This window comes from Streptomyces sp. NBRC 110028, assembly GCF_001417735.1.
In the GTDB taxonomy this organism is placed as follows: Bacteria; Actinomycetota; Actinomycetes; order Streptomycetales; family Streptomycetaceae; genus Streptomyces.
Window position 1 is genome coordinate 1 of sequence record NZ_BBUZ01000030.1, and the last position, 26,428, is coordinate 26,428.

The following is a 26,428-nucleotide window of genomic DNA, read 5'->3' on the forward strand; positions in this document are numbered from 1 at the left end:
TTTCGGGTTGTTTGTGGGTGAGGGTGGTGGTGAGGTGGGGTGTGGGGTGGTTGTGGTGGTGGAGGGTGTGTTGGGTTGCGGTGGTGAGGGTGGGGTCGGGGCCGATTTCGAGGTAGGTGTGGGTGTGGGGTGCGGTGTGGGTGATGGCGGGGTGGAAGTGGACGGGTTGGCGGATGTGCTGGGCCCAGTAGTGGGGTGTGGTGATCTCGTGGTTGGCGGGTTGTCCGGTGAGGTTGCTGATGAGGGGGATGGTGGGTGGGTGGTAGGTGAGGTGGCTGATGGCGTGGGTGAAGGGTTGGAGGATGGGGTCCATCTGGGGTGAGTGGAAGGCGTGGCTGACGGTGAGTGTGTGGGTTTTGCGGCCTTGTTCGGCCCAGGTGGTGCTGATTTGTTGGACGAGTGGGGTGGGGCCTGAGATGACGGTGTGGGTGGGGGTGTTGAGTGCGGCGATGGTGACTTGGCCGTTGGTTGCGGTGAGGTGGTGGTGGAGTTCGTCGGGGGTGGCGGCGATGGTGGCCATGGTGCCGTTGGTGGGGAGTTGGCCCATGAGGGTGGCGCGTGTGGCTACGAGGTGGCAGGCGTCGGGGAGGTTGAAGATGCCTGCGGTGTGGGCGGCGGCGATTTCGCCGATGGAGTGGCCGATGACGGTGTCCGGGTGGATGCCGGCTGAGGCCAGCAGGCGGACCAGGGCGATGTGGAGGGCGAAGAGTCCGGCTTGGGCGTAGGTGGTGTGGTTCAGTAGTTCTGTTTGTTGGGGGTTGTGGTTGAAGACGATCTGGCGTAGCGGGTGTTCGAGGTGGGGGTCGAGGTGGGTGCAGACTTCGTCGAAGGCTTCGGCGAAGACGGGGAACCGGTCGTAGAGTGCCGCTCCCATGCCGGGGCGTTGGCTGCCCTGGCCGCTGAACAGGAACACCGTCTGTCCCGAAGTACTCGCCGGTGCTCCGGGGTATACGACTGCCGGGTGCACCGCCCCGGTGGCCAGGGCCTGCAAGCCCGCCGTCAGTTCCTCACGGTTTTCCCCGATCACGACGGCTCGGTGGTCGAAGAGCGAGCGGGTCTTCAGCAGCGACCAGCCCACCTCCACCGGCGATACGTCGTCGTCCGCCGTCACCCGGTCGAGCAGTGCCGCCGCCTGGCCGTGAAGCGCCTCCGTACTCCTCGCCGACACCACCCACGGCACGACCCCGTCGACCCCGGTCGCCTCGGCTACCGGTGGCGAATCCGCCGCGTCCGGGGCCTGCTCCAGGATCAGATGGGCGTTCGTACCCGAGATGCCGAACGACGACACGCCCGCCCGGCGCGGATGCTCACCCCGAGGCCACTCCGCCGCCTCGGTCAGCAGCCGCACCCCGCCCGTGCTCCAGTCGACATGCGGGGTCGGCTCGTCGATGTGCAGCGAGGCGGGCAGCAGCCCGTGCCGCATCGCCATCACCATCTTGATGACGCCCGCGGCACCCGCCGCCATCTGGGAGTGGCCGATGTTGGACTTGATGGAGCCGAGCCACAATGGCTGCCCGGACGGTCGGTCCTGACCGTACGTGGCCAGCAGCGCCTGGGCCTCGATCGGGTCGCCGAGGGTGGTCCCGGTGCCGTGCGCCTCGACCGCGTCCACCTCGGAGGCGGCCAGGCGGGCGTTGGCGAGGGCCTGCCGGATGACCCGCTGCTGAGAGGGCCCGTTCGGCGCCGTCAGACCGTTGCTGGCGCCGTCCTGATTGACCGCCGTCCCCCGAATGACCGCCAGCACCTGGTGGCCGTTGCGCCGGGCGTCGGACAGTCGCTCGAGGAGCAGGACACCGACGCCCTCGGACAGGGTCATGCCGTCGCTGTTCGCCGAGAAGGCCTTGGACCTGCCGTCCGGGGCGAGCCCGCGCAGCTCGCTGAAGCCGATGAAGGGAGCCGTCGAGGACATCACGGCGACCCCACCGGCCAGTGCCAGCTCGCACTCGCCTTGCCGGATGGCCTGGCAGGCGAGATGCAGGGCGACCAGCGAGGAGGAGCACGCGGTGTCCACCGTCACCGCGGCGCCCTCCAGCCCCAGGGTGTACGCGACCCGGCCGGACACCACACTCGCGGAGCTGCCGATGGTGAAGTACCCGGCCGAGCCCTCGGGCACCTGGGAGGCGTCCGTGCAGTAGTCGAGGTGGTCGCAACCGATGAAGGTGCCGGTGAGGCTGCCCCGCAGCGATTCCGGATCGAGGCCCGCGTACTCGATGGCCTCCCACGACGCCTCCAGGGCGAGCCGCTGCTGCGGTGCCATGCCCAGGGCCTCGCGTGGGCTGATGCCGAAGAACGCGGCGTCGAATCCGGCGGGGTCGTCGAGGAAGCCGCCCTCGCGGCAGTAGCTGGTGCCGGGGTGCTCCGGGTCGGGGTGGAAGAGGCCGTCCAGGTCCCAATTGCGGTCCGTGGGCAGTTCCGTGATGGCGTCCCGCTCGGTGGCGACCAGTTCCCACAGCTCTTCCGGGGAGCGCACCCCGCCGGGGAATCGGCACGACATTCCCACGATGGCGACCGGCTCGTGTCCGGCCGACTCGACATCCTTCAGACGACGCTGTGTCTGGCGCAGATCCGCCGTCACACGCTTCAGATAGTCGAGAAGCTTCTCTTCATTGTTCGCCATGGCCGGCGCACCCACTTCCCTCGGCAAACTGCTATGGGCGACGGCAGTCGTAGCTGCCGCGCAAGGTGGTTCCGTCGGGGAAGGTGAAACTCGTGGCGTCCTTGAAATGTCCTGGACCGAGCATGTGGTAGTCGTCCACCACGTCCATGTTCACGCCGTCGGTCTTTCCGGTGGCGCTGGGGGTGACCACCTGGCTGAGTGGCCCCTTGAACACCAGGTGGCCGTTCCTCCAGCCGGGTGAGGAGTAGTTCGCGGAAGAACCCCAGTTGTCGTGGTACTGGACGATGAACTTTCCGTCCACGGGATCCCATCCGAACGACGACCGGCCGACCACATGGCCCGGTTCCAGGGTCGCGTCGGTGTAGTAGTAATGCCCGCCCATGGCCCGCCTCGTGGTCAGGTGCATCACCGCCGCCCTACTGCCCGGCGGGGGTGTGTATGCGCAGGTGTAGGACCCGAGGAGGAAATCCAGTGCGCGCATCTGCGGTGGCGCGGGCAGCGGATTGGTGGTGGCGCGCGACGGTTTCTCTCCGGTGTCCGGTTCGGCGTTCACCGGAGTGACGGCGAATGCCACCAGGCCCATGGTGGCCGCGCCCACGGCGGCCACCCCGACGACACCGACCGGGGCACGGAGCAACCATCGCGTCAGGCGCGCCGGGTGCCGTGCGCCCTGTCCTGCTGCCTTCCCGGTACGCACACACGGCTCACGCATACACAACCCACGCACACGCGACTCCCATCAGTCATCGGGTCAGTAATCGGGATGATCGGGCGCTGACCTGCGGCTGAGCCGACTGGCGAGCCCTGGAGCGGATACGGCGACCATCATTTGTGCCGTCCCTAAAGGTGCTCTAACGCGCGGCTTGCCCTCCTCGCCCGGGCTTCGTGCCCGCGCCCCATTAGCCCAGCTTTAGACCGCCCGCCGAGCATGAACCGGACGTCGGGATGAAGGAGGATGGCGATGAACGGCTGGCCGGCGCTGGAGAAGTACGTCGATCGGGCACCCACCTCGAAGGAGATGATGGGCTGGATCGAGCTGATCGTCAGCCAAGGCATTCGCCGCGCGGGCTATGCCGCCGACAGCTGGACCGAGGAGTGGGCCGCCGGACAGTTCCGGGAAACGGGGTTGGCGGACGTTCGGCTGGAGCCGCTGGCCACGCCGATCTGGCGGCCGCGCTCCGCCGCCTTCGAGATCTGGCCCGTCGGCCGCCCTGGCGACGTGACCCGCTTCACCGGCCTGGCCCTGCCGTACACCACCCCCACCGACGGCACCGAGGGTCGGCTGGTGCGAATGGAGGACGGGGGCGTGGGAGGTGGCATCGCCGTCCAGGAGATCGGCTTCACCCAGCTGCCGCAGACGGAGGTACAGGCCCGGGCCACCGACGCCTATGACCCCGAGGGCGTCTTCCCCGATCTGGTCCAGACCGTGCCGTTCGACCTTCCGCATGTGCTGGACTTCGACATCGCCATCAAGGACGGGGCGACCGCGTACGTCGGACTGCTCACCGGTGTGCCCTGGGAGACCAGCGACTTCTACTGGCCCTATGACGCCGAGCTGCGCTCGATCCCCGGCATCTGGCTGAGCGGCAGCGACGGCGAACGGGTCCGTGAGCTGATGGCTTCCGGCGCGTGCGAGGGCCGGATCATCTCCGATGCCACCATCACCGAGGAGACCACCCACAATGTGGTGGGCACCCTGCCCGGCGCCTCGGACCACTGGGTGATCATCGGCTCACACCATGACGGACCGTGGGCCTCGGCGGTGGAGGACGCGTCGGGAGTGGCGCTCGTCCTGGCACAGGCCAGGTTCTGGGCGTCGGTGCCCCAGGAACTGCGCCCGCACAACATGCTGTTCCTGCTGACGTCGGGCCATATGGCCGGGGCCGCGGGCACCCAGGCGTTCATCGCGGCACATCCGGAGCTGTTTCCGCAGGTCGTCCTCGAAATGCATCTGGAACACGCAGCCCGCCAGGCCGTCGTGGTCGACGGCGAGGTCGTGCCCACCGACGACCCGGAGGTGCGCTGGTGGTTCACCACCCAGGCCCCCGCGCTGGAGCGGCTGGTGGCCGACTCGATCGCGGCCGAGGACCTGCGCCGCTCGTGGATCCTGTCGCCGACCGCCTTCGCACCGAACCCGGCCACCGACGGCGCGTACTTCTACTACACAGGTGTGCCGCTGGTGCAGCTGATCACCACGCCGATGTACATCTTCGACCCGAGGGACACCCCCGACAAGGTGGACCAGCAGAGCCTGGTGCCGCTCACCATGGGCGCGGCGCGGATCATCGCGGGGACGCACGGCTGCGAACCGGACACCCTCCGGGTGCCCCTGCACTCCGACTGACGGTACGTACGGGGGCGGCCCGCCGGTGTCCCGGCGGGCCGCCTCCGGATCCCCGTGCGTACAGCCACCGCCCCTACGGTGTGCGCACCGCGCACATGGCCGTGGCCGTCTTGCGCGGGTCGCTCTCGGAGCGGGCGGTGAGGACGACCTTGCCGTGCCTGTCGGCCCCCTTCTTCGCGGTCACGGCCACGCCCACATCCACCGAGGATCCGGCCTTGGCGGTGGCGAGCCGGTTGGGCAGCCACGCGGACCAGCCCCGGCCGGTGGCCGTGGCCGACAGCCGGTAGACATCCGAGTCCAGGTGGGCGCCCGCGTTTCCGGCGCGGCCGGTGTTGGCGAGGTCGAAAGTGCACGTGGCGCTACCCTTCGAGGGGTGGCCCTTCGCCACGCCACGGTCCAGGTCGACGCCGCGCCGCTGCGGCCCGGAGCCGTCCAGGGATGTGACCGCGATGGTGTACGAGAGCACGCCCGACCGGTCGCGCTCGAGGTCGAGGACGTAGAAGTGCAGCCGGTTGGCCTGGTCGATGTACTCGTACTGGCTGCCGGAGTCGGCCCCGGCGTGGAAGAGCGCGTCGCTGAGCTGCCGGTAGTCGCCCATGGTGATCTTCTGCGTCGTGCCGTCGGGGCGCTGGAAGTCCACCATGTCGATGTCCTCGGGGTGGGCGTCGACCACCCAGGCGAACGGGGCCTGGTCCTTGTTCTTCGTCTTGGTGATCAGCACGCCGTTGTCCGGGGTGAACGAGTCCATGCCCATGCGGTCCACGACCTCGACGGTGTAGTTGTCGTAACCGCCGCCGTCGCACAGAGGGTCGGTCTTGCCGTCGCAGGACGGTGACAGATCCCTGCCCATGGTGATGTCGACACCCGCGAGCCCCTTCTCGCCCGGTGGCGCGGAACGCGCCGTGACCCGGGCGACCGCTGGACCGGAGCCCGCCAGCGCGTCCCGGTCCAGGCGCAGCACGTTCTTCTCGTCCACGATGCCCAGCTTCAGCTTGTCGCGCAGCACATGCTGGGCGCCCATCGACCCCCCGGCGGTGGCGGGTATCCGCCACCGGGTGTGCGGGCCGCCGGGGCCGTTGAAGGAGCCGCGGGAGAGCATGCCCCAGATACCGGTGTAGGAGCGGCTGAGGGGGGTGCCGTAGGGGTTGTTGTAGTTGTCGCCTATGCCCAGGATGTGGCTGAGTTCATGGGCGTACACGGCCATGCCGGAGCTTTCGGTCTGGAGGGACGAGCCGTCCTCCGCGTTGGGCCAGATACGGGCCGCGGCCTGCCACGACGTCCACGGTACGTAGCGCGTCGCCGCCGCGTTGCTCCCGGTGGCGACCGGCGGACCCCACACGGCCGGTATGTCCTGCCGGTCGGCGAACTTCATCTGGCCGAACTCCTGCCAGGTGGACGACTCGTCCTGCCCGGCGGTGAGATAGAAGACGAAGTCGAACTTCTTGGTCTCCGCGCCGCCCACGTCGGCGGTCCAGGCCGCCTTCCCATCGGCCCGGATGTCCATGTCGCAGGTTTCCCCGGCCGGGCAGGTGCCCGGGTTCATCGAGTCCTCCACCCCGTACTGGTAGGACTTCGCGGGCATGCGGTACACCCCGAAGGCCGTCAGGTCGACGCCGATGCGGCCACCGGAGTCCTCCATCCAGTACTCGTTGATGGTGTGACCGTGGTTGAGCGCGCCGGGCTCGTTGAGGAAGTCCTCGTAGAACTGGGGCAGGCGGTCGCGCGGTATGCCGGAGGCGGACGGCTGCGGGTTGCCGAACAGGGTCGAGCCCGCCGGCTTGCTGACCGTGAACTCCTCGTCCGGGTAGTCCAGGAGCACCAGCGCGCCCTTGAAGGTGCGCCGGGTGGGCTTGACGTCCGGGTCGGCCCAGCGGGTGCCGGGGACCGCGCGGTAGTCGGCCCATGTCATGTCGTCGGGGTTGCGCCAGCGCTGCGGGTCGATCGGGTCGACGAGGGGCGGCCGGGCGCTCGGCGTACGGTCGGGAGCGGCCCCCGCGGGGCCGGCCGCGACGGCGGCCAGGGCGGCGAGGAGTGTGGCGACGACAGTTAATCGGCGGACGCGTCTTCGGCGGAGGAACAAGGCTCACCTCTTGTCCGGAAGGTGTACTCAGACATGACCAGCCGTACGAGCGGTATCACTTACCGCTGCCACGGTAGGCCGGGGGCCGGGGTGACGCCAGAGTGCCGCTGTGGCTTCCGCGACCGAGCCGCCACCGAGCCGCGACGCAGCCGCCACCGAGCCGCGACGCGGCCGCGACGGGAACCCGGTATGCCGAAACCGCGCTGACGAGTTGGAATCCCCCCGCACACGGCTGCTGAGCACATCGAAAAGCGCGATAGCGTGTACAGGCCAACGGGAAGGTGCCGCCGACCTCCTGTATGGCGCGACGTGTGGAAACCAGTCCAAGGAGCCCTCTTGACCAGCCCAGAACAGCGCATGGCTGACCTGCTCAAGACCTTCGGTGAGCCAGCGGCGTGCACCGCGTACCTGCTGTGCGACCGGCATCCGTCCGACGCCGTGGCGTTCACCGTGGTGAGCAAGGACCTGACGGGCCATGACATGACGTTCGGTGAGCTCCGTGACCGCTCGTCGCGCATGGCAAGCGCCCTGGCCGCCCTGGGCGTCGGAGCGGGTGACCGGGTCGCCACCCTGATGAGCAAGTCCGCCGAACTGCTCATCGCGTCCCTCGCCATCTGGCGGCTCGGAGCCGTCCAGGTGCCGCTGTTCACCGCGTTCGCCCCGCCGTCCATCGCGCTGCGCACCATCGGCAACGGCACCAAGGCCGTGATCACCGACGCCGATCAGCGCCCGAAGCTGGGCCCCGAGGCCGGTTTCCCCGGTGAGCGGCCCTGGCATATCATCACGACCGGCCCGGTCACCGGCACCGACCTCGCCTTCTCGGAGCTGCTGGAGTCGCACACCGCGCAGCCCGAGCCGGTGGCGGTGGGCGGCGACGCCACCATTGTGGAGCTGTTCACCTCCGGCACCGCGGGCACCCCGAAGGCCGTCCCGATCCCGCTGAACGCCGTCGCGGGCTTCGCGATGTACCAGGAGTTCGGCCTGGACCACCAGTCCACCGATGTGTTCTGGAACGCCGCCGACCCGGGATGGGCCTACGGCCTGTACTACGCCATCATCGCTCCGCTCGCCCTCGGCCGCCGCAGCCTGCTGTTCAACAGTCTGTTCTCCGCCGAGGACACCTGGAACGTGCTGTCCCGCTACGGCGTCACCAACTTCACCGCCGGGCCCACCGTCTACCGCAAGCTGCGGGCATCAGGCGCCGCCCCCGGCGACCTGCGGCTGCGCTGCTGCTCCGCGGCCGGTGAACCGCTGCCCCCGGACATCGTCGACTGGGCGCGCGAGGCTCTCGGCGTCCCCGTACGCGACCACTACGGCCTGACCGAGACCGGTATGGTCATCGCCCACGCCTGGAACGAGGTGCTGCGCACCGACCTCAAGTCCGGTTGCATGGGCCGCCCGCTGCCCGGCTGGTCGGTGAAGATCCTGCGCGAGGACACCAACTCCGCACAGGCGGCGACGGGTGTCCCGGGCCGGGTGGCGATCGACATCGCGGACAGCCCGCTGATGTGGTTCAAGGGCTACCTGGGCGCTCCCGAGCGTACGGCGGAGAAGTTCAGCCCCGACGGGCGGTGGTTCTACACCGGCGACACCGCGGCGCAGGACGAGGAGGGCGATCTGTTCTTCTCCGGGCGCGGCGACGACGTCATCCTGATGGCGGGCTACCGCATCGGCCCCTTCGAGGTGGAGAGCGCGCTGCAGGAGCACGACGCCGTGACGGAGGCCGCCGCGGTGGGCATCCCCGACGACGATTACGGCGAGGTCATCGAGGCATTCGTCGTCCTGGGCCCCGGTGCCCGGCCGGGGGAGGCGCTCGTCACCGAGCTGCAGCAGCTCGTGCGGGACCGGTTCGCCAAGCACGCGTACCCGCGGCGGATCCACTTCGTGGACGAGCTGCCCAAGACCTCCAGCGGCAAGACACAGCGCTTCCTGCTGCGTTCGCAGCCGACCACCGGCCGGAGCCGCTGAGGCGGCGGATACGCCCTACGGCGTGGGCCCCGGTCCCCGTGTGCTCCACGGGGACCAGGGCCGAACTCGTGGCGCGCCACGGTCACTCCGTGGAGCGCGAGAGCGCCTCCCGCACCGCCTCCTCGGTCCGTCCCACCACCGCGGAACCGTCGTCGGCGGTGATGATCGGCCGCTGGATCAGCTTGGGGTGTTCGGCGAGCGCCGTGATCCAGCGGTCGCGCGCGCTCTCGTCGCGCGGCCAGTCCTTCAGCCCCAGCTCCTTCGCCGCGGCCTCCTGCGTCCGGGTGATGTCCCACGGTTCGAGTCCGAGCCGGGCCAGTACGCCACGGATCTCGTCCGGGCTGGGGACGTCCTCCAGGTAGCGGCGGACGGTGTACCCGGCGCCTTCCGCGTCGAGCAGACTGAGCGCGCTGCGGCACTTCGAGCACGCCGGATTGATCCAGATCTCCATGGTGCAACCGTACCGCGAGACACCTCCCGCCACGCCCGTTGGATCCCGGTCATCTGGCGTCTGACCAGGCTGCTTTGTCAGTACCCCGCCGTAGAATAGAGGCAGTGAAAGAGAGCGAGACCGACTGTCCCAGGAGGATGCCGATGGCCGCTGCCACAACCCCTCTTCCGGACCTGCCGAGCTTTACGACCCTGCCCAAGAAGCGCATGCCCGCCGGGCGTCCGCGTGAGTGGTACGAGACCCACAACCGCCGGCTGAAGGCCATGCGCCTGGCCATCGCCCTGCTCAACTCCGGTGTGTACCGCCCCGAGCAGGCGCGCAACCGCAAGATACGGGCCACCGCGGTCCGGATCGGGGTGCACCCGCCGTCCAACACCACGTGCCGCATGGTGCGCTCGCTCCTCCAGGAAAGCGACCGCTGACCCATCAGGGCCCCCGCCGCGCCCTCTTCACCGGGGCGCGGCGGGGGCCCGCCCCATCACTCCGATTCCCGTCTCACCCCGCCATCTTCAGGCGCTCGACCTTCGGCAGCAGGCACGCATAGGCGGCGGCGCCGGGCAGCAGCGGGGAGAGGACGCCCGCGATGGCCGCCGCCGATGACGCCGTTGACCACATTGCGCGGGGCCTCGCCCGTCAGCACCCGGTCCACGCTCGCGACGAGCCGCGCCCGGATGGCGTGGTACGCCTCGACCGTCACCCCGGCCGTGTGCGGGGTGAGCAGCACTTCGGACCGGCCGCGCAGCGGGGAGTCGGCGGGCAGCGGCTCCTCGGCGAACACATCGAGCGCGGCGCCCGCCAGCTGCCCCGAGTCCAGGGCCCCGGCCAGCGCGTCCTCGTCCAGCACGCCGCCGCGTCCGGCGTTGAGGACATACGAGCCCCGGGGCATCCGGGACAGCAGGTCCTCCCCGACGACACCACGGGTGGCCTCGTTCAGCGGCATGTGCAGCGTCAGCACATTCGAGCGCGAGGCCAGCTCGTCCAGGCTCACATACGTACGGTCCGGCTCGGAGGGCACCGGGTCGTGCACCAGGACGTCGCTGCCGAACCCGTCGAGGCGGCGCGCGACGGCGCGGCCGATGCTGCCGAACCCGGCGATGCCCACCGTGAGCGCGGACAGATCGCGTCCCCGCAGCCCCTCGGGCCCCCAGCCACCGTTTTCGATCTTCGCGTGACCCGCCGCGTAGCGGCGCAGGAGGGAGAGCAGGGCGCCCACGGTCCAGTCGGCCACGGCGTCGGTGTTGAAGCCGGGAAGGTTCGCGACCGGTATCGAGCGCTCGGCGGCGGCGAGGTGGTCGACACCGTCGAAGCCGACGGCCACCGACTGTACGAGGCGGCAGCGCTCCATCCCGTCGAGCAGCTCCGCGGAGATCCTGCGCTCCTTCTCCAGCGGGGCGAGCACGATGGTGGCATCGGCGAGCGCGTCCCGGTGGTCGTGCGGGGCCTCGTCCGATCCGATCTCGGTGATGCGCAGATCGGGGTGGCCGGGCAGCAGCCGGCGCAGCTCGTCGGCGCCGAGATCGATTCAGGTGGTACAGGGCCACGAGATGTTCGGACATCACATGCGGCTCATGGAGTGATGTGGTGGGGCCCTGGGGAGCGGCATGAGTTTTCGCCACGGTTACGATCTCTGTCAACGGTTAACCGAAAACGGATAACGGTTTTCCGAGTGAGGAGTCAGGCCCATGGACCGTCAGCGCACCGTCGTCACCGCGCTCACCACGCCGTTCACCCCGAGTGGCGATCTCGACCTGGACGCGGCACGCGACCAGTACGGCTTCGCCGCCCGCACCACCGGACAACTGCTCGTGGCCGGAACCACCGGAGAGTTCCCCGCGCTGAGCGAGGGCGAGCGGCTGCTGCTGGTCGAGACCGCGCTGCAGGAGGCGGGTGCCGACGGCGTGATCGCGCACATCGGCGCCGCCGACGCGCACACCGCCGTCCGGCTCGTCCGGGCCGCCGTGGCTGCCGGTGTCCGCCGCGTCGCCGCGCTCACTCCGTACTACCTGCCCGCGAGCGCGGACGAACTCGAGACCTACTTCAGCCGGATCCGGCTCGCCGCCCCCGATGTCCAGCTGTACGCGTACCTCTTCCCCGAGCGCAGCGGTCTGACGGTCGGGCCCGTGGAATTCGGCAAGCTGGCCGCCTCCTGCAGGCTGGCCGGGGTCAAGCTGAGCGGCACCCCCTCGACCGAAGTGGCCGCCTACCGTGCCGAACTCCCGGAGGAGTTCGAGGTCTACTCCGGCAACGACCAGCGGCTCGCCGACGTACTGGCCGCCGGTGGCGCCGGGGTGGTCTCCGGCTGCTCGGCCGCCTTCCCCGAACCCTTCCTCGACCTGGCCGCGGCGTTGCGCGACGACACCACCGACCCGGCCCGGCTCGCCGCCCTCCAGGACCGGGTGGACCGTACCGTCGGTCTCCTCGGCCCCAGCATCGGCCGGATCAAGCACGCCCAGAGGTCCCGCGGACTGCCCGCCGGAGCCTCCCGGATGACCGTGGGCGACCCGGACCCGGCGACCGCCGCCGACATCGAGGCGCTGGCCGGCGAGGTGTCCGGCGGCCCGGCCGCCTGACCCGGCCCGCCCCTCGAGCGATCAGCCCGCGGGCAGCGACTGCTCCGCCCAGATGCACTTGCCCGTCGGGGTGAAGCGGGTGCCCCACCGGTGGGAGAGCGCGGACACCAGCTGAAGGCCGCGCCCGCCTTCGTCGGTGTACGAGGCCCGGCGGATCCGCGGCATGGTGGGGCTGGCGTCCGACACCTCGCAGATCAGGCTGCGGCTGCGCAGCAGGCGCAGCCTGACCGGGCCCTTGGCATGCCGGACCACATTGCCGACCAGCTCGCTGACCAGCAGCTCGGTGGTCACGGCCAGCTCGTCCAGCTGCCAGGCGCCGAGCTGGTCCCGGACGTGGTGGCGGGCTTCCCCGGCGGCGATCGGCGCATCGGGCAGCCGCCACGACGCGATGCTGTCCGCGGTCATCGAATGCGTACGGGCCACCAGCAGCGCCGCGTCGTCCTGGGTGCGCGACTGCTCGGGCAGCAGGGCGGCGACGAGCGTGTCGCACAGCCGGTCGAGATGGCCGAGGACACGGTCCCCGCCCCCGTCCACCAGCGAACCGCCACCGGTGGCGCTCGGCCGCGGAAGCAGGTCCGGTGTCGTGGCCAGCGCGTCGGCCAGGGTGCGGGAGAGATACGCCATGCCGCGGTCGATGTCCCGGGTCGCGGACTCGATCAGCCCATCCGTGCACAGCACCAGGATGCTGTCCTCCGGCAGCTGCACCTCGATGGTCTCGAACGGCGGGGTCGCGGCGCCGAGCGGCGGGTCGGGGGAGAAACCGGGGGAGTGCACCGTGCCATCGGGGTGGATGATGGCCGGCGGCGGATGACCCGCGCACGCGAAGGCACACACGCTGGTGGTCGGATCGTAGATGGCGTACAGACACGTGGCGTAGAAGTCGTCGCCGAGCGCGCCCACGAGGTCGTTGAGATGCGTCAGCAGCTCATCGGGAGGCAGCTCCAGATCGGCGAGTGTGTGCACGGCGGTGCGCAGCCGCCCCATGGTGGCCGCCTCCGACAGCCCGTGGCCCATGACGTCGCCGATGACCAGCGCGACCCGCTCCCCGGACAGCGGGATCAGGTCGTACCAGTCGCCGCCCACCTCCATGCCCTCCCCGGCCGGCAGATAGCGCGCGGCGGCCGTGACGGCGGGCAGCGCGGGCAGGGTACGGGGAAGCAGCCCGCGCTGCAGCTCCTGGGCACGGGTGTGCTCGGCGTCGTACAGCCGGGCCCGCTCCAGCGCCTGGGCGACCAGCCCGCTGATCGCGATCAGCAGGGTGCGCTCCTCCTCGCTGAAGTGGCGCGGCCGGTCGAAGGAGACGACGCAGTAACCGGCCCGGTGGTCCGAGGCCACCAGGGGCAGGAAGGCCCACGCCTTCTTCCCGCTCAGGGACAGATAGCCGCCCACGTCGGGGAAGCGCTTGGCGTAGTCCTCGGGCGAGGAGATGAACAGCGGGCTGCGGGAGCCGAGGACCTCGGCGACGGGCGAGCGGAGCGGGGCTGCCGGCACCGGAATGTTGTCGAGGAAGCCGAGGAAGGTGTCCGAGTAGCCGGTGGAACCCACCACCCGCAGTCGCTTGTCCTCGATGAGCTGGCAGATCAGCCCGGTCGCCCCGAACGGTGGCAGCACCCGGTCGGCCACCGCCTTCACCACGTCCCGCGTGGTCAGCGCCTCGGCGAAGGCACTGGTCAGCTCCGCGATCCGGGTGGCGCGCTCGGCGGCGGCGTGTGCGGCGGCCGAGCGCTCGGCGTCCAGCGCCCGGCGGTCGGTGACATCCGTGATGTGCACCGTCATCCCGTCGGGCACCGGGACCAGCCGGATGTGGTACCAGCGGTTGCTGCTCGGCCAGCGGGCGTGGAAGTCGATGGGAGCCCGCGCTGCCGCCGCCCGCCTGAACCGCGGCTCCACGCCGATCGCCCGCGCCCGCGGAAGCTCCCACAGCACCTGGCCCCGCAGTTCCCCGGACGCCCCGAGGAAACGCTCGGCCTCGACATTGCCGAACGTGATCCGCCCGTCCTCGTCGACCACCAGGAACCCGTCGCCCATGTACCGCAGGGCACGGCTGAAGGCGTCCCGGGAACGGCGGGTCTCGGTGATGTCCCACAGCGTGCCGACCACCCGGGTCGGGAGACCGTCCGTCAGCGACGTCACGGTCCCGCGCGCCTGCACCCAGCGGTACGTCCCGTCGGGCTTCCGCACCCGGTATTCGACGCTGTACTCGCTGCGGCCGCGCAGCGACTCGGCGGTGGAGACCGTCTGCACCCAGGGCATGTCCTCGGGGTGGATGGCGCTCAGCCACGTGTTGACCTGGCCGTCGAAGGTGCCGGGCTCGAACCCCAGCAGCGTCTGCGCCTGATCGTCGCAGGTCAGGGTGGCGCCGCGGAGGTCCCATTCCCAGGCGCCGATCCGGGCCGTACGCAGCGCCCCCTGCAGCCAGGGAGTGGACCGCTCCTCCCGCGCCCGGCGTTCCTCCTGCCGCCGCGCCCGGCCGGTGTCCTGGGCCCCCTCCGCCAGCAGCCGCAGCCGCCGGGCCAGCCAGCCGGTGACGGTCCGGGCCAGGGCGCGCTGGGCCGCGTCCCCCACCCGCGGCGTGGAGGTCAGCACCGACAGCACCGCGAGCGGCGCCCCGGCGGTCATCGGCACCGGGACGGCCGCCATGCAGATACCCGGCGGGATGCTCCGGGCGAGGGAATCGCGGCCTGCCGGGTCGGCGGCCCAGACGGCGGTGCCGTCGTGGAAGGCGGCCATCGGAGCGGCCGTTTCGCCCCACTCCAGGGTCTGCCACGGTCCGAGAAGCGAACCGCTGAGACCACAGGTCGCCACCAGCCGCAGCCCCAGACCGTCCGGCCTGCGCAGATGCGCCATGCCGCCCAGGCCCTGAAGCCCGGCCACCAGATGGTCGAGGGCCAGCCGCAGCAACTCCGCGTAGTCCAGCCCCTCGCTCGCGGTTTCGAGCAGACTCAGCCGTGCCCGCTCCGCCTCCCAGACGGGGGCATGCTCCTGTGCCGGGGCGTAATCCTGTGCCGGGTGCCGATCGTTTACACCCACGCGATCACCTGCGCTCTGCGAGGCCCGGACAAACCGGCCCGGCCCTCGAGGTCAGTCTCTCTATAAGGTTATATCCGCATTTTCAGGCGTTTCACCCTCAATGGGGCATCCCGTCGCCCGGCCCCTGCCCCGGCGGCCGGTGGGCCGCGGCCCGCCCTTCCCCCGCCGAGTCCCGGCCTCGCCACCTTGTCGGTCCTGCGGATACAGGCCGTACCCCCGCCACCCGGCAGAACGCGGACATGGGAGCACCGGCATCACACACGGCATGAGGAACATCGGCATGACCAACTTCCAGCACGCACTCCGCCGTCCCCGAGGCCGCCGCCTGGCGGTGGTGGGCATCGTCGCCACGGGCGGACTGCTGCTCGCCGCCTGCGGCGGGAACGACGACATGAAGGGCATGGATCACGGGAGCAAGGACTCCTCCGCCTCCGCGAAGGCCACCGCCACTCCGGCGTCGGGTGACTTCAACGACGCGGACGTCTCCTTCGCGCAGATGATGATCGACCACCACAAGGGCGCGATCACCATGGCCGAGGACGAGCAGAAGAGCGGGCGTAACGCCAAGGCCAAGAAGCTCGCCGGGGACGACATCAAGAACCAGTCCGCCGAGGCGACCACCCTGCGGAAGATCCTCGACCGGCTCTGATCGGCTCGACCGGCTGTCGATCGGGGCGGCCGCCGCGCCCGGGGGGCTACATCACCCCCGGGGCGCAGCCGATCACCACCGGCAGCAGCGGCAGGGTCGCGGCGGCAGTGGCGACCGCGAGCCGGAGGGCGGGATGCGGGCGGTGGCACGGGCCCAGCATGCGGCGCAGCCGTACGAGGGCGCCGGGGCCACCGGCCGCGAACGCCCCGCGGGGGGTGCGGCCCGCCGCCATCTCGTACAACGCCGTGGCGAGTGTCTCGCGCGGGTGACGGCGCAACGCGCGGTCGTCCGCCGCCATCTCCAGCAGCATCGCCGTCTGCTCCCGGGCGGCCCGCGCCAGCGGCAGCCACCGGAAGGCCCTGGCGAACGCCTCGGCGGCGGCCAGCGCCAGATGGTGGCGGCCCGCGATGTGGGCGCGCTCGTGGTCCAGTACGGCGTCGAGCTGGGCACCGGACAGCGCGCGCAGCGCGCCCGTGCTGACGACCACGCGCGGACAGCGGCCCGGCAGGCAGTACACGGCGGGCAGCTCGTGGTCCAGGACGGTGGCGCGCAGCCGTGCCGAGCGCCGTCCGACCACGTCCAGCACGCCCATGTGGCGGGAGCGGGCCCGCCGCGCCCGCAGCACCTCGTGGCCGAAGCGGACGAGGGTGAGCAGCGCCACCAGGAGCGGCAGCACGGCGGCCGGGACGTCGAAGGGGGCGGGCAGCGGAACGCGGGCGTGCCAGGTCAGCCCGCAGAAGTGGAGGAAGCCGGACATCCCCGCGCCGAGGTGTCCGGTCGGGACGGCCAGGTGGTAAGCGGCCAGCGCCAGCGCGACGGTGAACGACGCGCTCAGTCCCTGCCAGGCGGCCACGGCGAGTGTGGGGGAGCGGTGCGGCCAGGCGCTGCGCAGCAGGGCCCGTGGGGCCAGGGTGCCGACCGCGGCCCCGTAGCAGGCCAGGGCGAGCGCCGGAATCACTCCTGGTTCCGCCGCCCGGCCGCCCGCAGCGCCTTGCGCAGGGCGCTGACCTCCTCGGGGCCCATCTGCTCGACGAAATGGGCGAGGGCCGCGGGGCGGTCCTGGCTGGTGCCCAGCGCGTCCTCCATCAGCGCGGCGGAGTACTCCTCACGGCTGCGCACCGGCGAGTACAGCCAGGCCCGGCCCTCTTTGCCGCGCTGCAGCCAGCCCTTGTTGTAGAGGATGGTGGCCACGGTCATCACCGTGGTGTAGGCGACCGGCCGCTGTGTGTTGATGTCGTCGACGATCTCCCGCACCGTCGCCGGACGCCGCCATGTCCACAGGCGATCCATGATCTCCGCCTCGAGATCCCCCAGCCGCCGCATGGACGCTTCCTTCCGCCGTCAGACGCTTACCTCCGTTAGTACGGAGGCCCATAGTAGAGAGCCGCCCTCGCGGGAGGGGCACCGGGGGAATGCCGGGCGGCCCGGGAAGATCGCCGGGCACCCGGAGCGCCGGGCGCTCCGTCCCTGGCCAAAGCCTCAACTGGCCATGCGCACGATAGGATTGACCGGACGCGTATTCAACACCGGTGAGGCGAAAGGGAAGTCTGGATGAGTGGTCTGAACAAGGGGCTCGGGAAAATCGAGGTGGCGCTCAAGTGGGACCCCAGCGCCAGTGGTGAACCGGCCAATGATCTCGACATCGTCGCCGGCACCTACCGTGCGTCCGATCCGTACGGTGAACCCGCGTACCTGGTGCATTTCGACAGCCGGTCGCCCGACGGCACCATCTACCTCAACCGGGACAGCCGCACGGGCCAGGGGCTGGGCACCGACGAGGCGATGACGCTGGAGTTCGAGCGGCTGTCGGAGGAGTACTCCCGCGTCGTGGTGGGGGTGGCCATCCAGCAGAGCGCCGGGCGGAAGACCTTCGGCGATGTCCGGAATGTCAGCGTCCGGATTGTCGAGGGATATACGGAGCTGCTGGAATCCGATTTCACCGGCGTCTCCGGGGCCACAGCGGCCACGGTCGCGGAGTTCGCCCGGGACGAATCGGGGGAATGGGGAATCCGCGGTGGCATCCGCGGATTCACCGTCGACCCGGAAACCTTTACGAGTGTGATGGGCAAGGACTATTCCTGACCGCGCTTGCGCGCTTTCTTAGCCGCCCGCGCGTACCCCGCTACGGGCCGATGTGCATCATCGACGCCCGGAACAGCGGTCCCGCGACAGCGCCGTTGAGCGCGCGGCCGCCGGACCGCCCCGCAGCGGCCCGCCGGCCGACGGCCTCGGCGGCGTACCGCACTCGCTGTACGGCGCGTGGCCGGATACTCCTTGAGAAGCAGGACGGAATCCGTCTGATGTCAGCTCCGACGTCGGCATCTCATGCCTAGGGTTCTGTCATGGATCTTCGAAAGACCCTGCGCGGTCGGCGGCTGCTCGCGACGGCGGCCGCCGTCGCCGTCCTCGCGGGCACGGGCACCTGGGCCGCCGTAGCCGCCGACGACCCGCCCGCCGTGCACCGTGAGGACCGGGTGCTGGACATGCCGGGGACGCGCCTCGACACCTCGTACTTCACCGCGGGCCGGGGCCGCCGCCCCGCGGTGCTGCTCGCCCATGGCTTCGGGGGCAGCAAGGAGGACGTCCGGCCACAGGCCGAGGGCCTGGCCCGGGACGGTTACGCCGTGCTGACCTGGTCGGCCCGTGGCTTCGGCAGGTCGACAGGCAAGATCGGGATCAATGACCCGGACCATGAGGTGGCCGACGCCCGGCGGCTGATCGACTGGCTGGCGAAGCGGCCCGAGGTGCGGCTCGACGCCCGGGGCGATCCTCGCGTGGGCGTCGCCGGTGCCTCGTACGGCGGCGCGCTGGCGCTGCTCGCCGCGGGGTACGACCGGCGGGTCGACGCCATCGCGCCCGAGATCACCTACTGGAACCTGGCCGACGCGCTCTTCCCGAACGGCGTCTTCAAGAAGCTGTGGGCCGGGCTCTTCTTCACCACCGGTTCGGCCGGTCTCTCCGGCGGCGGCCAGGAAGGCCAGGGCTCCCAGGAGTCCCAGAACGCGCCCGGAGGCGATCAGGGCGGCCAGGGCGGCGAAGGCGGCGAAGGCGGTCAGGGAAGTCAGGGCGGTCAGGCCGCCCCGAGCGCCCCGAGCGCCCCGGCCACCGCGGACGGGCGGGATCAGGGCTGCGGACGGTTCGAGAAGCAACTGTGCGCGATGTACGAGCGCGTCGCGGTCGCCGGGAAGCCGGACGAGGCGGCCCGTCGCATGCTGGAGGCCCGCAGCCCGTCCGCCGTGGCCGACCGGATCAAGACCCCGACGCTGATCTTCCAGGGCCAGTCCGACTCCCTCTTCCCGCTCGGCCAGGCCGATGCGATGGCCAAGGCGATCAAGGCCAACGGCGCCCCGGTCGACGTGGACTGGACGGACGGGGGACACGACGGCGGTGACCGCGAGACCGGGCGCGTCCAGGCACGCACCCGGGACTGGTTCGACCGCTACCTCAAGGGCGACCGGGGCACCGACACCGGGCCCGCCTTCCGGGTCACCCGCGCCGGCGGCGTCGACTCCACCAACGGCGCCCTCCAGATGCGCGGCGCCACCGGCGATCGCTACCCCGGACTGGAGAACGGCCGGCGAACCGTGGCGCTGCGCGGCCGCGAGCAGTCGTTCGCGAATCCGCCCGGCGGCGGACCGCCGTCGGTCTCCACGGTGCCGGGCATCGCCGCGCTGTCCCAGGCGTCCTCGCTCGGGATCGGCCTCTCCCTCGACATCCCCGGCCAGTTCGCCCGCTTCGACTCCGCACCGCTCGGGAAACCCCTGCGCATCACCGGGACGCCCGAGGTGAAGGTCCGCGTCCGGGCGGACACCGACGACGCCGTGCTGTTCGCCAAGGTGTACGACGTCGGGCCGGACGGACAGCAGGTGCTGCCCTCCCAGCTCGTCGCCCCCGTACGCGTCACCGACGCGAAGAAGGGGAAGACCGTCACGCTCCGGCTGCCCGCCGTCGACCACGAGATCATCGCGGGCCACTCGCTGCGGCTCGTGCTCGCCTCCACCGACCTCGGCTACGCGTCCCCGGCGCGGCCCGCCACGTACCGCGTCGCACTTGCGGGCGACGGCCTCACCGTGCCCACCGCGCCCGGGGTGCACACCCAGTCCGCCTCGCTGCCGTGGTGGGTGTGGGGGCTGCCGCTGGGCGGCGCGGTGGTGGCGCTCGCCCTGCTGCTGACCGGCCGTCGGCCGATGGCCGCGCCACCGTCCGACCCGGCGCTGGCCGACGTACCGCTGCAGATCACCGACCTCAGCAAGCGTTACGCCAAGTCCGCCGACCGGTACGCCGTACGCGACCTCTCCTTCCGCGTCGAGAAGGGACAGGTGCTCGGCCTGCTCGGCCCGAACGGCGCCGGAAAGACCACCACGCTGCGCATGCTGATGGGGCTGATCAGCCCCGACGGCGGGGAGATCCGCGTCTTCGGACAGGCCATCAGGCCCGGCGCGCCCGTCCTGTCCCGGGTGGGTGCCTTCGTCGAGGGCGCGGGCTTCCTGCCGCATCTGACCGGACGCGCCAACCTGGAGCTGTACTGGCGCGCCACCGGACGGCCCGCCGAGGACGCGCACCTCGACGAGGCGCTGGAGATCGCCGGGCTCGGCGACGCGCTGGAGCGCGCGGTGCGCACGTACTCCCAGGGCATGCGGCAGCGGCTCGCCATCGCCCAGGCCATGCTGGGCCTGCCGGATCTGCTCATCCTGGACGAGCCGACCAACGGGCTCGACCCGCCCCAGATCCGTGAGATGCGCGAGGTGATGATCCGGTACGCGGCCGACGGCCGCACGGTGATCGTCTCCAGCCATCTCCTGGCCGAGGTCGAACAGTCCTGCACTCATCTGGTCGTCATGGACCGTGGCCGGCTGGTGCAGGCGGGCCCGGTCGGGGAGATCACCGGCACCGGGGAGAGCCTGCTGGTCGGCCACGAGGGCGAACTGAGCGACGCCCTGGTCGACAAGGTGAGCGCCCTGCCCGGCATCACCTCCGCGGCGCGGACCGACGCCGGACTGCTCGTCCTGATCGACGGCGCCACCCCGGCGCGGCTGCTCGCCGAACTGGTGCGGCTGGAGATCCCGGTGACCAGTTTCGGGCCCAACCGGCGCCTGGAGGACGCGTTCTTGACGCTGATCGAAGGAGGCTCCGCATGAGCGACTCCGTGAGCTCCGCGAGCTCCGCGACGGAGGCGGCGCCCGGCTACCGGGCGCGCCACACCCTGCCCCTGCGGGTCGAGGCGGTACGGCAGCTGCGCCGCCGCCGCACCCTGGTGATGGGCGTGGTGCTGGCCGCGCTGCCGTTCGTCCTCGTCGCCGCGTTCGCGATCGGCGGCACTCCCGACGGGCGGGACGACCGCGTGACCCTGATGGAAACCGCCACCTCATCGGGCGCCAACCTCGCGGCCACCGCGCTCTTCGTCTCGGCGGCCTTCCTGCTGGTCGTGCCCGTGGCGCTGTTCTGCGGTGACACCGTCGCCTCGGAGGCCAACTGGTCCTCGCTGCGCTATCTGCTCGCCGCGCCCGTGCCCCGGGCCCGGCTGCTGGCCGGAAAGCTAGCCGTGGCGCTGGCGTTCAGCGCGGCCGCGATGGTGCTGCTGCCGCTCGTCGCGCTGCTGGTGGGCACGGTCGCGTACGGCTGGGGGCCGCTGCGCCTGCCCACCGGTGGCGAGCTGGGCGCGGGCGACGCCCTCGCCCGGCTCGCCCTGGTGGTCGTGTACATCTTCCTGTCCCAACTGGTGACCGCCGCCCTCGCGTTCTGGCTCTCGACCGTGACGGACGCACCGCTGGGCGCGGTGGGCGGTGCGGTCGGGCTGACCATCGTGGGCAATGTGCTGGACGCCGTCACGGCGCTGGGCTCCTGGCGCGAGTTCCTGCCCGCGCACTGGCAGTTCGCCTGGGCCGACGCGCTCCAGCCCCACCTGGAGTGGGGTGGAATGCTGAAGGGGACGGCGGTGTCGGTGACGTACGCGCTGGTGCTCGTCGCCCTCGCCTTCCGCGGCTTCGGCCGCAAGGACGTGGTGTCCTAGCGGCCGAAACCGGGGGGCAGTGGCCCTTGAGAGTCAGTAGTCCTTGAGGGCCAGCGAGTCGACCCGATGGTAGAAGTCCTCCGTGTACTCGTCCTGACCCGGTTCGGTCCCGTCCCCCGCGATCTCGGCTGCCATCCGCTCCTGGTTGACCAGGGCGATCTCCTGGTTGGCGGTCACGAAGTCGCGCAGCTCGCGCTCGTAGGCGGTGAAGGCCGTGGTGTGGTCACCACCCGCGGCCTTCAGCTCACCCGCCAGGACGTACGCGCCGACCAGGGCCATGGAGGTGCCCTGGCCGGAGGCGGGCGAACCGCAGTAGCCCGCGTCGCCGAGCAGCGCCACCCGGTCGCGGGACCAGGTGTCCATATGGATCTGGGCCACCGCGTCGAAGTGGAAGTCGGGCGCGCCCCACATGTACTCCAGCAGCCGGGGCATCTCCCATCGCGCACCCGCGTACCGCTCGGCCACCAGCCGCTTGTGCTCCGAGGGGGTCCGGTCGCCGAGGACTTGGGCGGGCGGCTCGTCCGAGCCGAACCCGACGTAGACCCGGGCCTCGGTGTTGTCGCGGACGCTCATCACCATCCCGCCCCACGCGCCGCCCGTCATCGGGTAGACGACCTGCCAGCGGTCCAGGCCCAGATAGTTCGGCACGGTCCACACCGCCAGATAACTCCCCAGCGGACGAAGGAAGTTCTCCTCGGGGCCGAATACCAGCCCTCGGGTGCTCGAATGCACTCCGTCGGCGGCCACCACCAGATCGAAGGTGCGCGACGTACCGCTGCGGAAGGTGATGGCCACGGAATCAGGGCCCTGGACGAGTGCGGCGATCGAGTCGTCGAAGAGATATTCGATGTTCTTTCCGCCGGCATCCACGAGGATCGTCGCCAGATCGTCGCGGAGAATCTCGACGTCGGGGCGGTCGAGCTGCCCGCCGCTCGCCGTCCGTTCGGTAGTGCTGAACACTTCCTTTCCGTTGTCGTCGACCGTCGACATCCCTCGCAGGCCGGTGCTGTGAGCGCGGATCTCCGCCAGGACTCCCATGCGCTCGCACACCTCCAGCGCCGAGCCCCGGACGTCGATGGCCTGCCCACCGGGCCGCAGCCGGGCGGCCCGCTCCACCACGGTGACCTGGCATCCGTACCGGTCCAGCCAGTACGCCAGGGCCGGTCCCCCGATACTGGCGCCGGAAATCAGGACTCTCATATTCCGCATCGTGAACTCCCTTTCGATTCCCCGAATCCGTTCTTTCCAGCAAGAGTGAGCGACGCCACCGACACCGCGCCTACGCGGCACCGACAGGCCGCCGACAAGGCCCGCACCCGCCGGTGTCCAACACCTACGCGAACGCGCTCGTCTCGCTGGAGGTCATCGACTTCTTCTTCGCGCTGTCCGTGTATCTGCTGACCCTGTCGTACGCGCGGCCGCGATCGACGGCGGCCCGACGGAACCCGCCAGGGTGTTCTCTTCCGGCGCGCCATCCGCATCGTGCCGCTGTACTTCCTGGCCATCTCGTTCGTCTGGGCGACCCGCAATCCGTCGCTGCCCGGAGACTGGCCGGACCTGCTGCGGCATCTCACCTTCACCCAGGTGCTCGACAAGGAACAGATCTTCTACACCATCGGCCCGACCTGGTCGCTGTCGCGCACTACGGGTTCGAGGTGCCGCACACCGAATGGCCGGTGTACTTCGGGCCGCAGGCCCGCTTCGGCGGGTTCGCGGCGGGCATGGGGCTCGCGGTGCTGACCGTCGCCCTCGGGGAGCGCGGGCGGCTCGGTCCGAAGGCCACGATCCCGCTGCGGGTGGCGCCGCTGGTGGCGATGTACGCGCTGTCGCCGCTCAGTGCGGATCCCGAGGACTTCGCCACCACTTTCCACCCTCCGCCCTCCGCTCTGCTGTGGACCGTGCTGCTGTTCGCCACGCTCCATGTGCGGACACAGGGCCGTTTGGAAGCGTGGCTGTCCGCCCGGTGGCTCACCGGGATCGGACTGGCCGGCTACAGCCTCTTCGTCTGGCACGAGCCCATCATGCTCGGTCTCTACGAGGCCGGACTGCTGCCGCCCGCGGGCGAGCAGGGGTTCCCGCTCGCCGTGCTGATCGTGCTGGTGGTGGCCGCGGCGCTGGTGAGCTACTGGGTCATCGAGTACCCGGCGAGCCTGCTCGGGCGGCTGAAGGACGCCAAGGGACAGTGGCGGGGCTTTCTATCCGGAAGTGGCGCGCTAGCGCCGTGTCACCGTGAATGGCGGTGTGCCACTGGTTGTCCCCGGTGTGCGGCCCTTCGCACACCGGGGACCTGTGACTATCATCTGGCTTGTTCTTGACGTGATAACGGGGAGACATCATCGATATGGGCCGACACAGCCGCCCCACCCCTGCCCAGCAGGCCCGAGCCACATCCCTCAAGGCGGCCGCGGCCCTCGGAGTGGCCGGGACCATAGCCTTCGGCCTGCACTCCTCGGTCGGGGGCGACAAGTCCACCGAGGCCCGTTCCGACGTCCACGCGTCTCAGGAGCAGATGCCGGACATCGAGCCCACGGCCGATGACAAGCCCACGGGCAGCCAAGTTTCGCCGTCCGAGTCGGCGAAGCCGCGGCCGCTCGCGGACCAGACGGACCGGGCCGACCGCACGGGCGGTACGGGCGGTACGGGCGGTGGCGGTGTGGAGCCCTCCGCGGCGGCCACCCCGTCGCACACGCCGAGCGCGACGCCCTCCACGCCCGCGCACACCGATGTGGCCACCACGCCCAACCAGCGTGTCGACCAGACCCCCACCGACGCCCCGTCGCCCAGCCGGACACCCGGCGGCGACCCGGCCACGCCCGGCACTCCGAGCGGGCAGCCCGGGAACGGCGATGGTCAGGGGAAGGGCGTGGTCGGTGATGTGGTGGACGGTCTCGGCAACACGCTGGACGGTGTGGTCGGTGGCCTGACCGGCGCACTCGGCGGCTGACCGCCCGCCTCCCCGCCCCGGATCGGGGCGGGGCGGCCGGTTACCCCTTGGCCAGCGCCTTCAGCGCGGCCAGGCTGCCGTTGAAGCGGTTGTGGTCACCGACCACGGGCCCCGCGGAGGTGTACTGCCAGATGGTGTGCGTCTTCCACCCCGTCGGCAGCTCCCCCGGTGTGGTGGCATAGCGCGCCACCCACAGCGGGTTCTTCGAGGCGAAGGCGCCACTGTTGCCGGTGCAGGACTTCCACCAGCCGGTGGACGTGTAGATCACCGGATCGCGGCCGGTGCCGGACTTCACCCGGTCACTGAAGTCCTTGATCCAGCCGACCATCTGAGTTTTCGTCTTGCCGTAACAGGGCGCGCCGTACGGGTTGTATTCCATGTCCACCACGGGCGGCAGCGTCTTGCCGTCGTCCGACCAGGCGCCGCCGTTGCGCAGGAAGAAGTCCGCCTGCTCGGCGCCGCTGGACTTGTTCGGCAGGGCGAAGTGGTAAGCGCCGCGGATCATGCCTTTCTTGAAGGCGCCGTTGTATTGCGAGGAGAAGGCCGGGTTCGTGTACGTCGTGCTCTCGGTGGCCTTGACGTAGGCGAACCGGACGTGTCTGTTCCAAAGGGATGTCCAGTTGACCGAGCCCTGGTAGTTGCTGACGTCGACGCCTTCCACTGTCGCGGCGTCGGGGGCGGCCGCCGGGGCCGCCTTCAAGGAGGCCTTCTCGTGCGAGGAGAGGGTCGAGCCCATCCAGTCGCGCTCGGGGTGCGGGACGGGCGAGGACCGGGCGCGGCTGGGTGCGGAGCCGGTTTCGGGGTCGGTCGTCGACGCCATCGCGGGGACGAGTGTGGCGAGGACGGTGGCGCCGACCGCGGCCCCCAGACCGCCGACGGCATGCGGCGAGCGCCAGCGCGAGGGGGCCCGGTGACGCCCCTTTCCGGCCTTTAAGGACATCTGTTCCTCCGGAATGGGTGCTCCGTGGGGAGAGCGGTCCGCACCGAAGGTACGCGCGTAGATGAAACATATGGAAGAGATTTCGGAAATTCCATGGGGCCGCGCCGCGGTTGCCGTCGCCACTGTCGACGGTATGGCCGGCCATAAAGCGGAAAACCTTGAATTTCCCTGCCGGGTGGGGAATTTCGGAGATATCAGCCGTCCGTGGGCGGTGTGGAATACCCCGCGACCAGGGCCCGCGCCGACCGCGTCGCCCGGGCGACGACATCCTCCACCACCTCGTCCGGGTCACCGAACACGCCGTCGAGCAGCAGGGTGGCGTACCCGCGGGACAGCGCATGCAACGCCTCCAGCAGCGCCACCGCCCCTTCCTCCGCCCCGCGCTCCTCCGACACCACCTCGAACGCGCTCGGCAGCAGCAGTTCCACGAACTCCCGCTTGGCTGTGAGCACCTCGGGGTGGGCGGTGCGCACACCGGGGGCGTAGAGGAGTTCGTAGCCGCCCCGGAAGCGGGCGGCCGCGCGCACCATACTGCCCGCCAGGGTGGCCAGCCGCTCCTGCGGCGAGGCGACCGTGGCCACCGCCTCCAGATAGCCGGCCCGCAGCCGCCGCGAGACCTCCAGCGCGGCGGCCGCCAGCAGCGCGTCGCGGTCGGCGAAGTGGCGGTAGGGCGCGCCGGGGCTGACGCGGGTGCGGCGCGCGGCCTCCGCGACGGAGAAACCGCGCACCCCGACCTCGTCGACGATCTCCAGCGTCACCCGCACCAGCGCGGCGGCGAGATCGCCGTGGTGGTACGTGGCGCGCCCCTTGCCGGTGGGTGCCATC

21 protein-coding genes are annotated in these 26,428 nt (G+C 70.9%); 10 read left to right on the forward strand and 11 right to left on the reverse strand.

Going from position 1 to position 26,428, the window contains the following annotated elements; genetic code table 11:
• Together ASC60_RS21950 and ASC60_RS21955 are read right to left on the reverse strand one after the other, a co-directional pair.
• The coding region (locus tag ASC60_RS21950; RefSeq protein WP_159043297.1) for a type I polyketide synthase at positions 1-2,617 on the reverse strand (2,617 nt) is incomplete at its 3' end.
• A 31-nt stretch (positions 2,618-2,648) separates the two neighbouring features.
• Positions 2,649-3,215, reverse strand: coding sequence for a hypothetical protein (locus tag ASC60_RS21955; protein ID WP_234357068.1), 567 nt, complete (start codon positions 3,213-3,215; stop codon positions 2,649-2,651).
• 363 nt (positions 3,216-3,578) lie between these two features.
• Here ASC60_RS21955 and ASC60_RS21960 point away from each other — a divergent pair, with 363 nt between their 5' ends.
• On the forward strand, positions 3,579-4,961 hold the full coding sequence (locus tag ASC60_RS21960) for a M28 family metallopeptidase (RefSeq protein WP_055553600.1): 1,383 nt from the start codon (positions 3,579-3,581) through the stop codon (positions 4,959-4,961).
• Between the two features lie 73 nt (positions 4,962-5,034).
• Here ASC60_RS21960 and ASC60_RS21965 read toward each other — a convergent pair whose 3' ends face one another.
• Positions 5,035-7,041 carry a M6 family metalloprotease domain-containing protein gene (locus ASC60_RS21965; RefSeq protein ID WP_055553602.1) on the reverse strand — a complete coding sequence of 669 codons (2,007 nt, stop codon included), beginning with the start codon at positions 7,039-7,041 and terminating at the stop codon, positions 5,035-5,037.
• Between the two features lie 336 nt (positions 7,042-7,377).
• Between ASC60_RS21965 and ASC60_RS21970 the strand changes: the two genes are divergently transcribed.
• On the forward strand, positions 7,378-9,009 hold the full coding sequence (locus tag ASC60_RS21970) for an AMP-binding protein (protein ID WP_199831019.1): 1,632 nt from the start codon (positions 7,378-7,380) through the stop codon (positions 9,007-9,009).
• Between the two features lie 82 nt (positions 9,010-9,091).
• Here ASC60_RS21970 and ASC60_RS21975 read toward each other — a convergent pair whose 3' ends face one another.
• A complete protein-coding gene (locus tag ASC60_RS21975; protein ID WP_055553605.1) occupies positions 9,092-9,460 on the reverse strand; it encodes an arsenate reductase family protein in 369 nt (122 codons plus the stop codon).
• 137 nt (positions 9,461-9,597) lie between these two features.
• Between ASC60_RS21975 and ASC60_RS21980 the strand changes: the two genes are divergently transcribed.
• Positions 9,598-9,882, forward strand: coding sequence for a hypothetical protein (locus ASC60_RS21980; protein WP_055553607.1), 285 nt, complete (start codon positions 9,598-9,600; stop codon positions 9,880-9,882).
• Positions 9,883-9,938: 56 nt separating this feature from the next.
• Here ASC60_RS21980 and ASC60_RS21985 read toward each other — a convergent pair whose 3' ends face one another.
• The gene (locus tag ASC60_RS21985) at positions 9,939-10,859 is read right to left on the reverse strand and encodes a 2-hydroxyacid dehydrogenase (protein WP_199831020.1); all 921 of its coding nucleotides are present in this window, start codon (positions 10,857-10,859) and stop codon (positions 9,939-9,941) included.
• A gap of 283 nt (positions 10,860-11,142) precedes the next feature.
• Between ASC60_RS21985 and ASC60_RS21990 the strand changes: the two genes are divergently transcribed.
• Positions 11,143-12,030, forward strand: coding sequence for a dihydrodipicolinate synthase family protein (locus tag ASC60_RS21990; RefSeq protein ID WP_055553609.1), 888 nt, complete (start codon positions 11,143-11,145; stop codon positions 12,028-12,030).
• A gap of 21 nt (positions 12,031-12,051) precedes the next feature.
• Here the strand turns inward: ASC60_RS21990 and ASC60_RS21995 are convergent, their stop codons facing one another.
• The gene (locus ASC60_RS21995) at positions 12,052-15,060 is read right to left on the reverse strand and encodes a SpoIIE family protein phosphatase (protein ID WP_234357069.1); all 3,009 of its coding nucleotides are present in this window, start codon (positions 15,058-15,060) and stop codon (positions 12,052-12,054) included.
• Between the two features lie 280 nt (positions 15,061-15,340).
• Here ASC60_RS21995 and ASC60_RS22000 point away from each other — a divergent pair, with 280 nt between their 5' ends.
• Positions 15,341-15,709 carry a DUF305 domain-containing protein gene (locus ASC60_RS22000; protein WP_055553611.1) on the forward strand — a complete coding sequence of 123 codons (369 nt, stop codon included), beginning with the start codon at positions 15,341-15,343 and terminating at the stop codon, positions 15,707-15,709.
• Positions 15,710-15,755: 46 nt separating this feature from the next.
• Here ASC60_RS22000 and ASC60_RS22005 read toward each other — a convergent pair whose 3' ends face one another.
• Both ASC60_RS22005 and ASC60_RS22010 read right to left on the reverse strand, forming a co-directional pair.
• The gene (locus tag ASC60_RS22005) at positions 15,756-16,667 is read right to left on the reverse strand and encodes a M56 family metallopeptidase (RefSeq protein ID WP_055553613.1); all 912 of its coding nucleotides are present in this window, start codon (positions 16,665-16,667) and stop codon (positions 15,756-15,758) included.
• A complete protein-coding gene (locus ASC60_RS22010; RefSeq protein ID WP_009720553.1) occupies positions 16,664-17,032 on the reverse strand; it encodes a BlaI/MecI/CopY family transcriptional regulator in 369 nt (122 codons plus the stop codon). Before ASC60_RS22010 ends, ASC60_RS22005 begins: the two co-directional genes overlap by 4 nt.
• 228 nt (positions 17,033-17,260) lie before the next feature.
• On the opposite strand from ASC60_RS22010, the gene ASC60_RS22015 reads away from it, so the two are divergent.
• From ASC60_RS22015 to ASC60_RS22025, 3 genes are all read left to right on the forward strand, one after another.
• On the forward strand, positions 17,261-17,791 hold the full coding sequence (locus ASC60_RS22015; RefSeq protein ID WP_055553615.1) for a TerD family protein: 531 nt from the start codon (positions 17,261-17,263) through the stop codon (positions 17,789-17,791).
• 260 nt (positions 17,792-18,051) lie between these two features.
• Positions 18,052-20,847, forward strand: a complete 2,796-nt coding sequence (locus ASC60_RS22020; protein WP_055553617.1) for an alpha/beta fold hydrolase — start codon at positions 18,052-18,054, stop codon at positions 20,845-20,847.
• A complete protein-coding gene (locus tag ASC60_RS22025; protein WP_055553618.1) occupies positions 20,844-21,719 on the forward strand; it encodes an ABC transporter permease in 876 nt (291 codons plus the stop codon). Before ASC60_RS22020 ends, ASC60_RS22025 begins: the two co-directional genes overlap by 4 nt.
• Before the next feature lie 33 nt (positions 21,720-21,752).
• Here the strand turns inward: ASC60_RS22025 and ASC60_RS22030 are convergent, their stop codons facing one another.
• Positions 21,753-22,928: an FAD-dependent monooxygenase gene (locus ASC60_RS22030; RefSeq protein WP_055553620.1), complete on the reverse strand. Its 1,176-nt coding sequence runs from the start codon at positions 22,926-22,928 to the stop codon at positions 21,753-21,755.
• A 446-nt stretch (positions 22,929-23,374) separates the two neighbouring features.
• On the opposite strand from ASC60_RS22030, the gene ASC60_RS43045 reads away from it, so the two are divergent.
• The gene (locus tag ASC60_RS43045; RefSeq protein WP_234357070.1) at positions 23,375-24,034 is read left to right on the forward strand and encodes an acyltransferase; all 660 of its coding nucleotides are present in this window, start codon (positions 23,375-23,377) and stop codon (positions 24,032-24,034) included.
• A 26-nt stretch (positions 24,035-24,060) separates the two neighbouring features.
• The gene (locus tag ASC60_RS22040) at positions 24,061-24,663 is read left to right on the forward strand and encodes a hypothetical protein (protein ID WP_055553624.1); all 603 of its coding nucleotides are present in this window, start codon (positions 24,061-24,063) and stop codon (positions 24,661-24,663) included.
• A gap of 40 nt (positions 24,664-24,703) precedes the next feature.
• Here the strand turns inward: ASC60_RS22040 and ASC60_RS22045 are convergent, their stop codons facing one another.
• The gene (locus ASC60_RS22045; RefSeq protein WP_055553626.1) at positions 24,704-25,603 is read right to left on the reverse strand and encodes a lysozyme; all 900 of its coding nucleotides are present in this window, start codon (positions 25,601-25,603) and stop codon (positions 24,704-24,706) included.
• 194 nt (positions 25,604-25,797) lie between these two features.
• On the reverse strand, positions 25,798-26,427 hold the full coding sequence (locus ASC60_RS22050; RefSeq protein ID WP_055553628.1) for a TetR/AcrR family transcriptional regulator: 630 nt from the start codon (positions 26,425-26,427) through the stop codon (positions 25,798-25,800).
• Position 26,428 lies beyond the last annotated feature (1 nt).